Source organism: Mycolicibacterium austroafricanum (genome assembly GCF_000612725.1).
In the GTDB taxonomy this organism is placed as follows: Bacteria; Actinomycetota; Actinomycetes; order Mycobacteriales; family Mycobacteriaceae; genus Mycobacterium; species Mycobacterium austroafricanum.
In genome coordinates this window covers 568,041-580,929 of the sequence record NZ_HG964453.1, presented here as the reverse complement: position 1 = coordinate 580,929, position 12,889 = coordinate 568,041, and the positions used below count along the sequence as shown (strand labels likewise).

Annotated in this window: 11 protein-coding genes; 8 read left to right on the top strand and 3 right to left on the bottom strand. The window is 69.6% G+C overall.

What is annotated here, in order from left to right:
• Positions 1-149: 149 nt before the first annotated feature.
• The 8 genes from BN976_RS16520 to BN976_RS16485 all read left to right on the top strand — a co-directional run bounded on the left by BN976_RS16520 (position 150) and on the right by BN976_RS16485 (position 7,260).
• Positions 150-1,823: a nitrite/sulfite reductase gene (locus tag BN976_RS16520; protein ID WP_036372033.1), complete on the top strand. Its 1,674-nt coding sequence runs from the start codon at positions 150-152 to the stop codon at positions 1,821-1,823.
• On the top strand, positions 1,820-2,527 hold the full coding sequence (locus tag BN976_RS16515; protein ID WP_036372032.1) for a phosphoadenylyl-sulfate reductase: 708 nt from the start codon (positions 1,820-1,822) through the stop codon (positions 2,525-2,527). The genes BN976_RS16520 and BN976_RS16515 overlap by 4 nt, the downstream gene beginning before the upstream one ends.
• A 7-nt stretch (positions 2,528-2,534) precedes the next feature.
• Entirely contained in the window at positions 2,535-3,239 is a 705-nt protein-coding gene (locus BN976_RS16510) for a sirohydrochlorin chelatase (RefSeq protein WP_036372030.1), read from the top strand.
• Positions 3,240-3,331: 92 nt separating this feature from the next.
• On the top strand, positions 3,332-4,693 hold the full coding sequence (locus BN976_RS16505; protein ID WP_011781028.1) for a hemolysin family protein: 1,362 nt from the start codon (positions 3,332-3,334) through the stop codon (positions 4,691-4,693).
• Positions 4,686-5,684 carry a CNNM domain-containing protein gene (locus tag BN976_RS16500; protein ID WP_036372028.1) on the top strand — a complete coding sequence of 333 codons (999 nt, stop codon included), beginning with the start codon at positions 4,686-4,688 and terminating at the stop codon, positions 5,682-5,684. The genes BN976_RS16505 and BN976_RS16500 overlap by 8 nt, the downstream gene beginning before the upstream one ends.
• 114 nt (positions 5,685-5,798) lie before the next feature.
• A complete protein-coding gene (locus BN976_RS16495; protein ID WP_235622058.1) occupies positions 5,799-6,272 on the top strand; it encodes a hypothetical protein in 474 nt (157 codons plus the stop codon).
• Complete coding sequence (locus tag BN976_RS16490) at positions 6,262-6,819, top strand: DUF6529 family protein (RefSeq protein WP_036372022.1); 558 nt, start codon at positions 6,262-6,264, stop codon at positions 6,817-6,819. Before BN976_RS16495 ends, BN976_RS16490 begins: the two co-directional genes overlap by 11 nt.
• Positions 6,820-6,834: 15 nt before the next feature.
• Positions 6,835-7,260: a Rieske (2Fe-2S) protein gene (locus tag BN976_RS16485; protein WP_011781032.1), complete on the top strand. Its 426-nt coding sequence runs from the start codon at positions 6,835-6,837 to the stop codon at positions 7,258-7,260.
• 30 nt (positions 7,261-7,290) lie between these two features.
• On the opposite strand, the gene BN976_RS34690 is transcribed toward BN976_RS16485, so the two are convergent.
• The 3 genes from BN976_RS34690 to BN976_RS16470 all read right to left on the bottom strand — a co-directional run bounded on the left by BN976_RS34690 (position 7,291) and on the right by BN976_RS16470 (position 12,861).
• Complete coding sequence (locus BN976_RS34690; RefSeq protein WP_051558444.1) at positions 7,291-8,688, bottom strand: hypothetical protein; 1,398 nt, start codon at positions 8,686-8,688, stop codon at positions 7,291-7,293.
• Between the two features lie 246 nt (positions 8,689-8,934).
• Positions 8,935-10,542, bottom strand: a complete 1,608-nt coding sequence (locus BN976_RS33805; RefSeq protein ID WP_051558443.1) for a PGRS repeat-containing protein — start codon at positions 10,540-10,542, stop codon at positions 8,935-8,937.
• Positions 10,543-10,725: 183 nt separating this feature from the next.
• The gene (locus BN976_RS16470; RefSeq protein WP_235622057.1) at positions 10,726-12,861 is read right to left on the bottom strand and encodes an alpha/beta fold hydrolase; all 2,136 of its coding nucleotides are present in this window, start codon (positions 12,859-12,861) and stop codon (positions 10,726-10,728) included.
• Positions 12,862-12,889 lie beyond the last annotated feature (28 nt).

Sequence of the window (12,889 nt, the reverse complement as noted above, 5' to 3'; positions counted from 1 at the left end):
CTTCAAGCGCGTGTGTAGCTGTTGCTGTCTTCGTTGACGCCGTAGAACCTGCCCATCAGCACCTCAAGCTGGCCGCCGGATCTGCGCCGCCGGACAGCCCACCGGTGTGAAGCGCTATCTGAACGCCGGCTCCGACCAGGAGCCCATCTATGACCACAGCACAAGACAAGCCCGTCAAGCGGCCGCGCGGTGAGGGCCAGTGGGCGCTCGGCTACCGCGAGCCGCTCAACCCCAACGAGCGGTCCAAGCGGGACGACAACCCGCTCAACGTGCGGGCGCGCATCGAGAACATCTACGCCCAGGGCGGCTTCGACAGCATCGACAAGGGCGACCTGCGTGGCCGTTTCCGCTGGTGGGGCCTCTACACCCAGCGCAAGCCCGGCTATGACGGCACGTGGACCGGCGACGAGAACACCGACATGCTGGAGGACTCGTACTTCATGCTGCGGGTGCGCAGCGACGGTGGCGCGCTGAGCGCCGAGGCACTGCGGACCCTCGGCGGCATCTCCACCGAATTCGCCAGGGACACCGCCGACCTGTCCGACCGGCAGAACGTCCAGTACCACTGGATCGAGGTCGAGAACATGCCGGAGATCTGGCGCCGTCTCGACGCGGTGGGTCTGCAGACCACCGAGGCGTGCGGCGACTGCCCCCGCGTGGTGCTCGGCTCGCCGCTGGCCGGCGAGTCGCTCGACGAGGTGATCGACGGAACCCCGGCGGTCGACGAGATCGTCAAGCGCTACATCGGCAAGCCGGAGTACTCGAACCTGCCGCGCAAGTTCAAGACCGCCATCTCCGGTCTGCAGGACGTCGTGCACGAGGTCAACGACGTCGCGTTCATCGGTGTCAACCACCCCGAGCACGGCCCCGGCTTCGACCTGTGGGTCGGCGGCGGTCTGTCCACCAACCCGATGCTGGCCCAGCGGGTCGGGGTGTGGGTGCCGCTCGACGAGGTGCCCGACGTGTGGGAGGGCGTGGTCAGCGTCTTCCGCGACTACGGTTACCGCCGCCTGCGGTCCAAGGCACGGTTGAAGTTCCTGATCAAGGACTGGGGTGTGCAGAAGTTCCGCGAGGTGCTGGAGACCGAGTACCTGAAGCGCCCGCTCATCGACGGTCCCGCTCCCGAGCCGGTCACCCGGCCGATCGACCACGTCGGTGTGCAGAAGCTCAAGAACGGGCTCAACGCCGTCGGCGTCGCGCCGATCGCAGGCCGTGTGTCGGGCACCATCCTGACCAAGGTCGCCGATCTGGCCGAGGCCGCCGGTTCCGACCGGATCCGGTTCACGCCGTATCAGAAGCTGATCATCCTGGACGTCGCCGATGAAAATGTGGCGAAGCTCGTCGAACAGCTGGATGCGCTCGGCCTGCCGTCCACCCCGTCGCATTGGCGGCGCAACCTGATGGCGTGCACCGGTATCGAGTTCTGCAAGCTGAGCTTCGCCGAGACCCGCAGCCGCTCCCAGGTGCTGGTGCCCGAGCTGGAGAAGCGGCTCGACGACATCAACGCCCAGCTGGACGTGCCGGTGACGATCAACATCAACGGCTGCCCGAACTCGTGCGCCCGTATCCAGGTCGCCGACATCGGTTTCAAGGGTCAGATGGTTGACGACGGCAACGGACCCGAAGAGGGCTTCCAGGTGCACCTGGGCGGCAGCCTTGGCCTCGACAGCGGCTTCGGTCGCAAGCTGCGCCAGCACAAGGTGCTCGCCACCGAGCTCGGTGACTACATCGAGCGGGTGGTGCGCAACTTCGTGAAACAACGTGAGGACGGCGAGCGTTTCGCTACGTGGGCGTTGCGAGCTGACGAGGCGGACTTGAGGTGACGGACGTGTACACAGAGCAGGATCTGAGGCAGTTGGCCGAACGTGGGGCCGCCGAACTCGGCGAGCACGCCACCGCGGAGGAGCTGTTGCGCTGGACCGACGAGCACTTCGGCGGCGACTACATCGTCGCCTCCAACATGCAGGATGCGGTGCTCGTCGACCTCGCGGCCAAGGTGCGTCCCGGGGTGGACGTGCTGTTCCTCGACACCGGCTACCACTTCGTCGAGACGATCGGCACCCGGGACGCCGTCGAGGCGGTCTACGACGTGAACGTCGTCAACGTGCGACCCGAGCACTCGGTCGCCGAGCAGGACGCCCTGCTGGGCAAGAACCTGTTCGAGCGCAACGCCAACGAATGCTGCCGGCTGCGTAAGGTCGAGCCGCTGTCGAAGGCGCTGCGCGGCTATTCGGCGTGGGTGACCGGCATCCGGCGTGTCGAGGCCCCGACCAGGGCCAACGCGCCGTTGATCAGCTGGGACAGTGCTTTCGGGCTGGTGAAGATCAATCCGCTGGCGGCGTGGAGCGACGACGACATGCAGGACTACATCGACGCCAACGGGATTCTGGTGAATCCGCTTGTCGACGAGGGGTATCCGTCGATCGGCTGCGCGCCGTGCACCAACAAGCCGGTCGAGGGGGCCGACCCGCGCAGCGGACGCTGGGCGGGTCTGTCCAAGACCGAATGCGGGCTGCACGCATCGTGAGGTCGGCGTGACACTCATCCTGACCGCGCACGGCAGTGCCGACCCACGGTCGGCGCAGACGGCACGCGCGATCGTGGACTGCATCCGTCGCCTGCGTCCGACGCTGGACGCTCGCATCGCGTTCTGCGAGCAGAGTTCTCCGAATCTGCGTGACGAACTCGCGGCGTTGCGCCGTCGGCAGGCGGTGGTCGTCCCGCTGCTGCTTGCCGACGCGTATCACGCGCGTGTCGACATCCCGGAGATGATCGCCGCGTCCGGCGCCGACGTCCGTCAGGCCGGCGTGCTCGGCGAGGACGACCGCCTGATCCATGTGCTGCGGCAGCGCCTCGAGCACGCGGGGGTGTCACGGCTGGATCCGAGCGTCGGTGTCATCGTCACGGCGGTCGGGTCGTCCCGCCCGGCCGCCAATGTGCGTACCGCCACGGTGGCGCGTGAGCTGACGCTGACGACGCGCTGGACCGCGACGACGGCGTTCGCCACCGGGCCGCATCCGAGCCCGGCCGAGGCGGCCGACGAGTTGCGCCGTCGCGGCGCCACCCGGCTGGTCATCGCGCCCTGGTTTCTCGCGCACGGTCGGATCACCGACCGCGTCGCAGATTTCGCAGCGGCCCAGCGCATCCCGATGTCGGCGCCGCTGGGCGCGCACCGGCAGGTCGCCGAGACGGTGCTGGACCGTTTCGACGCGGCGCTCGCGGTGCACGCGGCCGCCTGATCCACAGCACTCTCCCAGCTTCGGTACTGTTGAGGGAGTCATCCCCACCCGAGCAAGGACTCGATGCAACCTCATAGACCCGGGGCGGTCGCATGCTGACCGCCGTTCTCGGAATCTTCATCGGCTTTCTCGTGGTGCTGGCGATCACCGCGCTGACCGGATACTTCGTCGCGCAGGAATTCGCCTACATGGCTGTCGACAGGTCCCGGCTCAAGGCCCGGGCCGAGGCCGGTGACGGCGCGTCGGCCCGCGCGCTGACGGTCACGCGGCGCACGTCGTTCATGCTGTCGGGCGCGCAGCTCGGCATCACCGTCACCGGTCTGCTGGTCGGTTACGTAGCCGAGCCGCTGATCGGGCGCGGCCTCGAGATCCTGCTCGGCGGGGCGGGCATCCCGACCGTGATCGCCGTGGCAGTCGGTGGTCTGTTCGCGATCGCGGTGTCGACCGTCGTGCAGATGCTGTTCGGCGAGCTGTTCCCGAAGAACCTCGCGATCGCCCGGCCGGAGCCGCTGGCCCGCTGGCTGGCGTGGTCCACAACGCTCTACCTGAAGGTGTTCGGCTGGCTGATCTGGCTTTTCGACCAGTCGTCGAACCTGCTGTTGCGGGCGCTGCGCATCGAACCGGTGCACGACGTCGAACACTCCGCCACGGTGCGCGACCTGGAACACATCGTCGCAGCGTCCCGTGAGGCAGGCGAGATCCCCGCCGAGCTGTCGGCATTGCTCGACCGCATCCTCGACTTCCCCACCAGCACAGCCGAACACGCGATGATCCCGCGCTCCCGTGTCGACACCGTCCCGGCCGGCGAGTCGATCTCGTCGGTGCTGCAGCGGATGGCCACCGGCCACACCCGTTACCCCGTCATCGGCTCGAGTCCCGATGACATCGTGGGCGTGGTCGAGCTGCACGACCTGCTGGGGCCGGTGCCCGCCACCGATACCGCCGGCGCACATTGCCGGTCGGCGGTGGTGGTGCCCGAGACATTGCCGTTGCCCAACGTGGTGCGTGAACTTCAGCGGGCCGACGCCGAGATGGCGATCGTCATCGACGAGTACGGCGGATTCGCGGGCATCGTCACGATCGAGGACCTCGCCGAGGAGCTGGTCGGCGAGATCGACGACGAACACGACACCGACGCCGAGGCCGACGTGGTCGCCGACGGCGTCGGCTGGCTTCTCGCCGGAGACCTGCCCCTCGACGAGGCCGAACGCACCCTCGACCTGGTTCTGCCGCCCGGCGACTACGAAACGGTTGCGGGAATGGTGATCGCGCACGCGGTGGGCCTACCCGCGGTCGGCGACGAAGTCGTGATCGCGCTGCCCGCCGACCCGGCGGATCTGCTCGGCGACGGAGTGCCCCCGATACGGTCGCTGACGGCGCAGGTCCGCTCGATAGAGCGGCGCGTCCCGGCATCGGTGTTCGTCACCGTTTCCGAGGGGACCGGCCATGAGTAGCCCGTGGGTCGTTGCCGCAGTCACCGTCGCCTTGATCAGCCTGAGCGCCTTCTTCGTCGCGGTCGAGTTCGCGTTGATCGCCGCGCGGCGCAGCCGACTCGAAGACGCCGCGGCCACCAGCGCCGCCGCCCGCGCCGCGCTACGCAGCGCCGGCGAACTCTCGCTGCTGCTGGCCGGCGCCCAGCTCGGTATCACCGTGTGCACACTGCTCCTCGGTGCGATCACCAAACCCGCTGTGCACCACGCCATCACACCGCTCATCCGCGATCTGGGCGCCCCGGCATGGGCGGCCGACGTCGGCGGCTTCGTGCTGGCGTTGCTCATCGTGACGTTCCTGCACCTGGTGGTCGGCGAGATGGCGCCGAAGTCGTGGGCCATCGCCCATCCGGAACGGTCCGCGACGCTGCTCGCCCTGCCGATGCGCGGGTTCATGTTCGTGACCCGACCCCTGCTGCGCGGGCTCAACGCCGCCGCGAACTGGTGCCTGCGCCGCGTCGGCGTCACGCCGGTGGACGAACTGGCCGACACCCAGGACCCCGACACGCTGCGCCAGCTCGTCGAGCACTCGGCGACCGTCGGCACCCTCGACGAGCGCTACCACGCCAACCTGACCAGTGCGCTGGAACTCGAGGCGTTGACCGTCGGCCAGCTGGCGCGCCGGGACATGCGGTACAGCGAAGTGCCCGCCGACGCGACTGCGGCGCAGATCCAGGCAACCGCCAAAGCCACAGGCCATCTGCGGCTGCTGGTGCGCGACGGCACCGCAACCGTCGGCGTGCTCCATGTGCGGGACAGCCTGTCCAACACCGGCACCGCGCGCGATCTGATGAGGCCGATCCTGGCGATGCCGGAGAACACGCCGGTCTACGAAGCCCTGCGCACCATGCGGGAGACGCGCAACCATCTTGTGGTGGTCGACGGCCCGTCGGGGCGCGGCCTGCTCACCCTGACGGACCTGCTGTACCGGCTGCTGCCGACGGAAGCGGCCTGACCTCAGGACACCGGAAGCGGCGCGTCGTCCGCCAGGCGATCTCCTGGCGATCTCCTGGCGATCTCCAGGAATTCTCCAAGCTAGGCCCACTCGCCGGCGCGCATGCTCGTCGGCATGAGCATCGCAGGCCCCATCGTCACCCTCGGCGCGGTCGCCGCACTCGCCACCGGCATACTCCTGGCCGACATCACGCTCAACCCGAACCCGCAGCCTCCGGCGCCGCCCAGTCCGGCCGCCGTCGCTGCGCCGGCTCCCGCCGCCCCGGTGCCGCCTCCCCCGGTGCCGCCTCCCCCGGTGCCGTTCGGCCCGCAGCAGGATTTCGTCGCCGACATCTCCACCAAGACCGACACCCTGCCGCTGCACATCAGGGTGGTCGGCGACACCGCCGATGCCTACGCCTGCGACAACGCCGGCATCGAAACCTGGCTGTCGGGCAGCGCCGTCGGCGGGGTGCTGAAACTGACGAGCACCGACAGGACCGCCCGATTGGACGGCCGACACCGGGACGGCACCGTGGTGGGCACCTTGTGGATCGGCGACAGGCACTGGGATTTCACCGCCGTGCCGGGGGCCACCGATGCGTTCTGAACCCGCCGCATCCCACCGCGCCACCACCGCGGTGCTGGCACCCGTGCTGACAGGGTCGGCAGCGGCGATCACCCTGGGGGTGTTCGGCAAAGTCCATGAGCCGCAGTTCTTCTCGATCAGCCTCGCTGGGTTCTCCAGCGGCACGGCGGTGAAGTCGTGGCTGGCCACGCTCGCGGTCGCACTCGCCGTCTTCCAGCTGGTGTCCGCGTTCGTGATGTACCGACTGACCCCGGGAGGCCGCGCACCGTCGTGGATCGGGCCCGCGCACATGTGGTCCGGCCGACTCGCCGTGCTGGCCAGCGTCCCGGTCGCGGTGCACTGCCTGTACGCGCTGGGCTTCTCCTCCTCGGACTCGAGGGTGTTCTTCCATTCGCTGTTCGGCTGCTTCTTCTATGGCGTCTTCGTCACCAAGATGCTGCTCCTCACCCGAAAGGGTCTGCGGCCCTGGGTGATCCCGGTGACAGGCGGGTTGCTGTTCTTCGTGCTCGTCTACGTCTGGCTCACCTCGGCGCTGTGGTTCTTCCAGACCACCGGCCTCACCGTGTAGAAAGCAGGTTCCCTGATGTCCCTCTCCCGCCGGCACGCCCTGCTCGGCACCGGGATCACGCTCGCCGCGAGCGCGGTCGCCGGCTGCGCCACCTACGGAAGATCGGTTACCCCGGCCCCGGCCGCACCCGAGTCACCCGGGCCGGAGGAAACGACCGAGACCACCGCCGCCTTGGCCGCCACCGCCGACGTTCCGGTCGGCTCCGGGATCGTCGTCGGCGACGTGGTGCTCACCCAACCCAACACCGGGGAGTTCAAGGCGTTCTCCGCGGTCTGCACCCATGCCGGATGCACGGTGTCCGAGGTGATCGGCGCGTCGATCACCTGCCCGTGTCACGGCAGCAGCTTCCACCTCGACGGCACGGTGGCCACCGGCCCGGCCAAGCGAGCCTTGGACACCACACCCATCACCGTGCAGGGCGACTCGATCACCCGCGCCTGACCGTGGCCGGCCGGCGACCGGACGTATGGATCAGTCGGCCGGGCCGCCGTCGGGACCGTCGGCGCCGTTGTTCGTGGAGCCGACACCGCCCTTACCGCCGAGACCGCCGTCCCCGCCGGGGCCACCGTCTCCACCGCGGCCGCCACTACCGCCGTTGCCCGGCGCGGTAGCGGAGAGACCGTTGCCGCCGGCACCGCCGTCACCGCCACGCGAGAACGCTCCGCCGCTGCCGCCGTAGCCTCCGGCCCCGCCCTCGGCGGGCCCGGTGCCGATGCTGGTGGCATAGCCGCCGATTCCGCCGTCACCACCATTGCCCGACAGCACCCCACCGCGGCCGCCGTCTCCGCCGGACCGTCCGGTGGCCTGGTTCTGCGAACCCGCATAGCCGCCGAAGCCGCCGTCGCCGGCGTCACCGAAGACCGCGACGCTGCCGCCGTGTCCGCCGCCCCCGCTGGTGGCGGGACCGCCCTGGCTGGTGGCGTCGCCGCCCACCCCGCCCTGGCCGCCGCTGCCGACGACCGCATCTCCGCCGTCGCCACCGCGGCCGGCGTACACCTGGCCGTCAGGTCCGTTGCCTGTGCGGACTGCGGCACCGCCCGCACCGCCTGCGCCGCCGTCACCACGGAACAAGCCGGCTTTGCCACCGTCACCGCCATGTCCACCGCTGGTGGGCCCGTTCACCGTCGAGCCGTTCCCGCCGGCACCCCCGGCACCGCCGTTGACGGCGAAGAACCCGCCGTTGCCGCCGGCACCCCCGGCGCCCCCTGCCACTCCCGGAGCACCGGCGCCGCCGGCGCCGCCGTTACCCATCAGCAGGCCGCCGTTGCCCCCCTTGCCGCCGGCTTCACCCGGCAACACGCCCGGAGCACCGTCGGCACCATTGCCGATCAGCAGACCGCCGTTCTGTCCCGGCAGCACACCGTTGCCGATCAGCAGCCCGCCCGGTCCGATCAGACCGAGGAAGGCGCCGGTGGGACTCAGCAGCGAGACCGGCTCGTCGGCCTGAGCAGCGCCAGGAGCCGGTCGATCATTGAAATTGTTGTGCAGCAGTGGATTCAGTTCGCCAGGGGACGACGCCGAGGTAAGGCGCCCCAGCGGGACACCGGTATCCGTCGGCCAGACCCGGTGGTGAACCGCCGCAACGCCAATCGTCGGTTGCGCGATGTCCGGCACAGTCCCGGGCACCGGAGTCGGCATCCGGCCGACCGGTTCGACCACCGCAGCGGGTCGACCCGTCACCGGCGAATCGACGATCGCCGCCAACAGCCGGGGAGGACTCACCGCCATCGCAGCGGACGAGGCGTGCGCGCCGCGATGCTGCACAGCTGGCGACGGGGTCCGCTCAAGTGCGTTGTCGGCCAAGCCTCCTGACGTGAGCAGCCCGGCGGTCAACGCGACGGCCAGGCCCGCTCGGGGATAACACTTCATGACGTCTCCTTTGTCTACAGCCCGGCTTCAGCGGGCCCGGACCACACAGTGGCAGCCGCAGCGGTGCCCGCGAATCCGGTGACCCCCCTAGTTGTCTGCGCGATAAGCGCCCCGGTTTCCGGCGCACGGTCCAACCACTCACCACTCCGACGAATTCGTTACAGCACAGCTGAATTCGTTACAGCACAGCGCATTCCCGTGGCGCTGCGGCTTTGCGCGTACGCCGGCCCGAGACTCACGACACCATCAGGCGCTGGCGCCGTCGCTTCCGCGACTGCCGCCGCTCGTCGTGCCTTGGCCGCCTTCCCCACCGGAGCCGCCCGGATTTCCGCCGCCGCCGTTGCCTCCGTTGCCCCCGCGCCCTTTCCCGGTGGTCGACGTTCCGATGCCACCGTCACCTCCGTCGCCTCCGCTCCCGCGCGATCCGGTTCCCCCGTCGCCGGCGAAACCGCCCTGCGCGTTGCCCGATTTCGAGTGGGCGGCGCCGCCTGTGCCGCCGATCCCACCGCGGGAACCGTCACCCCCGACCCCACCGGAGCCGCCTGCCGCGTCCAACGTGTCGCTGACACCCGAACCCCCGGCACCACCCGCACCGCCGGTGCCGGTGACACCCGACCGTCCGCCCGCACCGCCGACGCCGCCGAATCCGCGGGCATCCTTCGACTGCCCGAGTGCACCGACTCCGCCACGCCCGCCGTCGCCGGCCCCGCGAGCGTTCCCGCCGTCACCGCCGGAACCGCCGGAACCGGTGCCTGCTGCGCTCAACGCAGTGCCCCCGCCACCGCCTGCACCTCCGTCGCCGCTGACGAAACCACCTGCACCCCCTGAACCTCCGGCACCGCCGTTGGCGCTCCCGGCACCCTGCGCGGACCCGCCCTTTCCACCCGAGCCGCCATTTCCGACGGTGCTCGTGGCGGCGCCGGCGCCGCCGGCACCGCCCGAGGCGGGGCCCTTCTCGCTGTATCCGCGGCCGCCATCGCCGCCGCCGCCGGCGTCGCCTCCAAGGACTCCGGCATTCCCCCCGCGACCGCCGTTTCCTCCGTTCGCCGGGCCTTCGGCGCTGATCGCCCGGCCGCCGGTGCCGCCCTTACCGCCGTCACCCATCAGCAGTCCGCCGTTGCCGCCTGCCCCGCCGGTTCCGCCGCTTGCCGCGTTGGTCCCGGCGGCTGAGCTGACGAAGCCGGTGCCGCCGTCGCCGCCATTGCCGAACAGCCCTGCGTCACCGCCACGGCCCGCCGGCCCACCCGACGTCAACGCGTCACCTCCGCGACCGCCGTTGCCGAATAGCAGTCCACCACGGCCGCCGTCCTGACCCGGACCACCGTCTGCTCCGTTACCGATCAGCCAACCGCCGTTCTCGCCGGGTTCGTCACCGTTGCCGATGAGCAGACTGAACAAGCCGGGCGCCGCCGCGCCTGCCGGCCCGGTCGATCCGACCGACGGTGTCGTCGCACGACCCAGCCGCAGCGCAGGACCCGATGTCGTCGGCGCGGACACCATCTCGATGTCGGTGTTCACCCGTTCCGGCAAAGGGTGAACACGCGACGTGTCGAGGCCGGTCGACAGTTCGAGGCCTCCACCCACCGCCCGGCTGGCACCCGACAGAGCCCCTGCCTGCGGGACACCGCGGGGCTCACCGACGGCGAGACTGCCATGCGCACCCAACACCACCACATCGGACGCCGGGGCCGCGGAGTAGAGCGCGTTGGGTGTGACGACCGCGGTCAACCTGGTCGCCGACACGTGCCTGTTCGCAGTGACATTCACTGTCGGCGGCGCGTCTCCCAGGGCGCCCGCGCCCGCGGTGGCCGCAATGCCGACCGCCATTGCGGTCGCCAGAATCGGATGAGGCATGACGTTGTCCTTTCACGTGATGAATCGTCGAACTACGTTGCTGTCGGCGCGTCCCGCGCGCATACGGACCGAGTCCTGTTGCTCCCCAGCCATTCACGGCTGGTCACCATGTCACCGTCACACGACGAGTACGCGCTCCGAATCGGGTGACCCCCCTAGTCCTTTGGGGGACGAAATCCGTAGCTACAGCAGATCGGCGAGCATCGCCGCGGCACGCCTGGCTCCGTCGGTCTCGACGGGAAGGACCCGTCGCGTCGCGGACAGTTCATCGAAGATGATCTTGGCCAGCAGGTCCGGATCGGCAGCCTCCGCGTAGCGCATCGGACGGCCGCCGCCGTAGCGCTCCAACCGGTGACGCACATGGAAGTTCTGTTCGAAGTGATTCTCCAGTGGCACATAGACGAACGGCGTTCCCGCCGCCGTCAGCTCCATGCACGTCGTCAGTCCACCCTGCACCAGCGCGATGTCACAGGCGGCGAGGTAGTCGGCGAGGTCGGGGACGAAGCCACGGACCCGGACGCCTCGCGGACGAGGCAGCGTCGCGGGGTCGATGCGAGGACCCGTCACGACCAGGAAGTGAAGCTCTGGCATTGCCCGGCGAACGATGGGCACCGCATGCAGAATGCGTTGCAGCAGCGACTCCCCTACCGAGGTGCCGCCCACGGTGACGACGCACAGTCGCTGATCCGGCTGCAACCCGAGTTTCCGACGCAGTGCCGCCCGCTCCGGACCCGCCGGCGGCACCGAGCCTGTGACATATCCGGAGAAGTCGAAGTTCTGGCCGGTCCACTCCCTGATGTCGGGCAGCCCAGGGCCGAAGTCCTGTCGCACAACGTCTTCGGGATTGCCGACGAATATCGACCGGTCCCGAAGTCGCGGAAACCTCGCGCGCTGCTCGATCATCTCCGCGTTGTAGTCGGCGGTCAGCGCTGCCTCCCGCGGTCCACCGTCCGGCATGGGCAACCAGCCGACGAAGTCGGTCAGCCAGGCGAACGAGAACCGCTTGAGTTCCGGATTCTCGTGCAGGAAGTAGTCCACCTCCCACGCTTCGTCGGCGATCACCAGATCGAAGGGTTCCTCGGCGATCAGGTCGGCGAACACCATGAAGTTGGCGACCAGGATCTCGTCCATCCGGCGCAGCGCCTCGAACGCGTGCAGGTCGTGATCACCGGATTCGTGTTCGACGTGCGTCGATTCGTTGAGCAGCTGTGCCGATGCGGGATGAATCCGCTCACCGGCTGACGCGAGCACCCGCGTGACGGGGTCCTGCGCCAGCCACTCGATCTCCAGATCTTCTGTTGCAGAACGTAGCTCGGTGGCGATCGCGACATCTCGGCGGGCGTGGCCGAGCCCGATCGGCGAGGACAGGTACAGAGCCTTCCGCCGTCGGCGGGGCGCGTGGACGCGCTGCTTGAGGCGCGGCGACGGCGCGACCGTCGCGACGAAATCGTGGATCATCGTGTTGATCAGCACCGGATCTCGGGCCAGCGGCGCGTGGCCGGCACCCTCGATCAGCGTCAGCGAGCCGCCGGTGAGCTCGGCGAGCTGCTCGCCGACCGCGGGGCTGCTGATCCGGTCCGCTGTCCCGTGCACCACATGGACCGGGCAGCCGACGGCCTTCGCGAGATCCTCGAATGGCTCCGCCGCGAGGAAGTCCGGGTCCAGCCGGGCATCCGTGGTGTCCACGAGCGTGGCGGCATCGACGTCGGCCGACCAGGCCAGCATGTCCTCGATGTGCTTGGTGGAGTGCGGTTCCGGGATCATCATGTCGAAGAAGAACCGCCGGAACTCGTCCAATCCGTCGTGCAGCCAGTGCTCGCGGCTGTAGGTCTGCCAGCCCCTGGGCGTTTCAACATGCTGGTGCCACAGGAACTCGCGTTCCACATCCAATTTGGCGGCCGGAACCGCGCAGGACGGCGCGATCGCGAAAATCCCTGCGACCCGCGCAGGCTGATCCACGGCCACCCGCACCGCCCACTCGGCACCGCGCGACAGGCAGACCAGGACGCTGCTCGCGGTGCCGGTCGCGTCGAGCACGGCCACCGTGTCGGCGGCATACTCGCGGTGGGCGTAGGCCGCGGGGCCGCGCGGCCGATCGGATTGCCCGCAGCCGCGACCGTCGAACGTCACGACGCGGTGGTGACGCGCCAGAAACGCCACCTGGGCCTTCCAGAACCGTGAGTCGACGATCGACCAGCTCGGCATCAGCAGCACCGTGGTCGGCCCGTCTCCATAGACGTCGTAGTGCAGCGACACGCCGTCGCGGACCACCGAACCGGTCGAGTCCGGTGGTCGGGCCCTGCGCTGCGGACCGCGCACGCCACCCATCATCGCCGGATCGGCGCTG

Excerpts from the sequence above, each read along its gene's own strand:
- BN976_RS33805 (WP_051558443.1), bottom strand. The coding sequence starts at position 10,542 with ATGCCTCATCCGATTCTGGCGACCGCAATGGCGGTCGGCATTGCGGCC.
- BN976_RS16495 (WP_235622058.1), top strand. The coding sequence starts at position 5,799 with ATGAGCATCGCAGGCCCCATCGTCACCCTCGGCGCGGTCGCCGCACTC.
- BN976_RS16490 (WP_036372022.1), top strand. The coding sequence starts at position 6,262 with ATGCGTTCTGAACCCGCCGCATCCCACCGCGCCACCACCGCGGTGCTG.
- BN976_RS16500 (WP_036372028.1), top strand. The coding sequence starts at position 4,686 with ATGAGTAGCCCGTGGGTCGTTGCCGCAGTCACCGTCGCCTTGATCAGC.
- BN976_RS16505 (WP_011781028.1), top strand. The coding sequence starts at position 3,332 with ATGCTGACCGCCGTTCTCGGAATCTTCATCGGCTTTCTCGTGGTGCTG.
- BN976_RS16520 (WP_036372033.1), top strand. The coding sequence starts at position 150 with ATGACCACAGCACAAGACAAGCCCGTCAAGCGGCCGCGCGGTGAGGGC.
- BN976_RS16485 (WP_011781032.1), top strand. The coding sequence starts at position 6,835 with ATGTCCCTCTCCCGCCGGCACGCCCTGCTCGGCACCGGGATCACGCTC.
- BN976_RS34690 (WP_051558444.1), bottom strand. The coding sequence starts at position 8,688 with ATGAAGTGTTATCCCCGAGCGGGCCTGGCCGTCGCGTTGACCGCCGGG.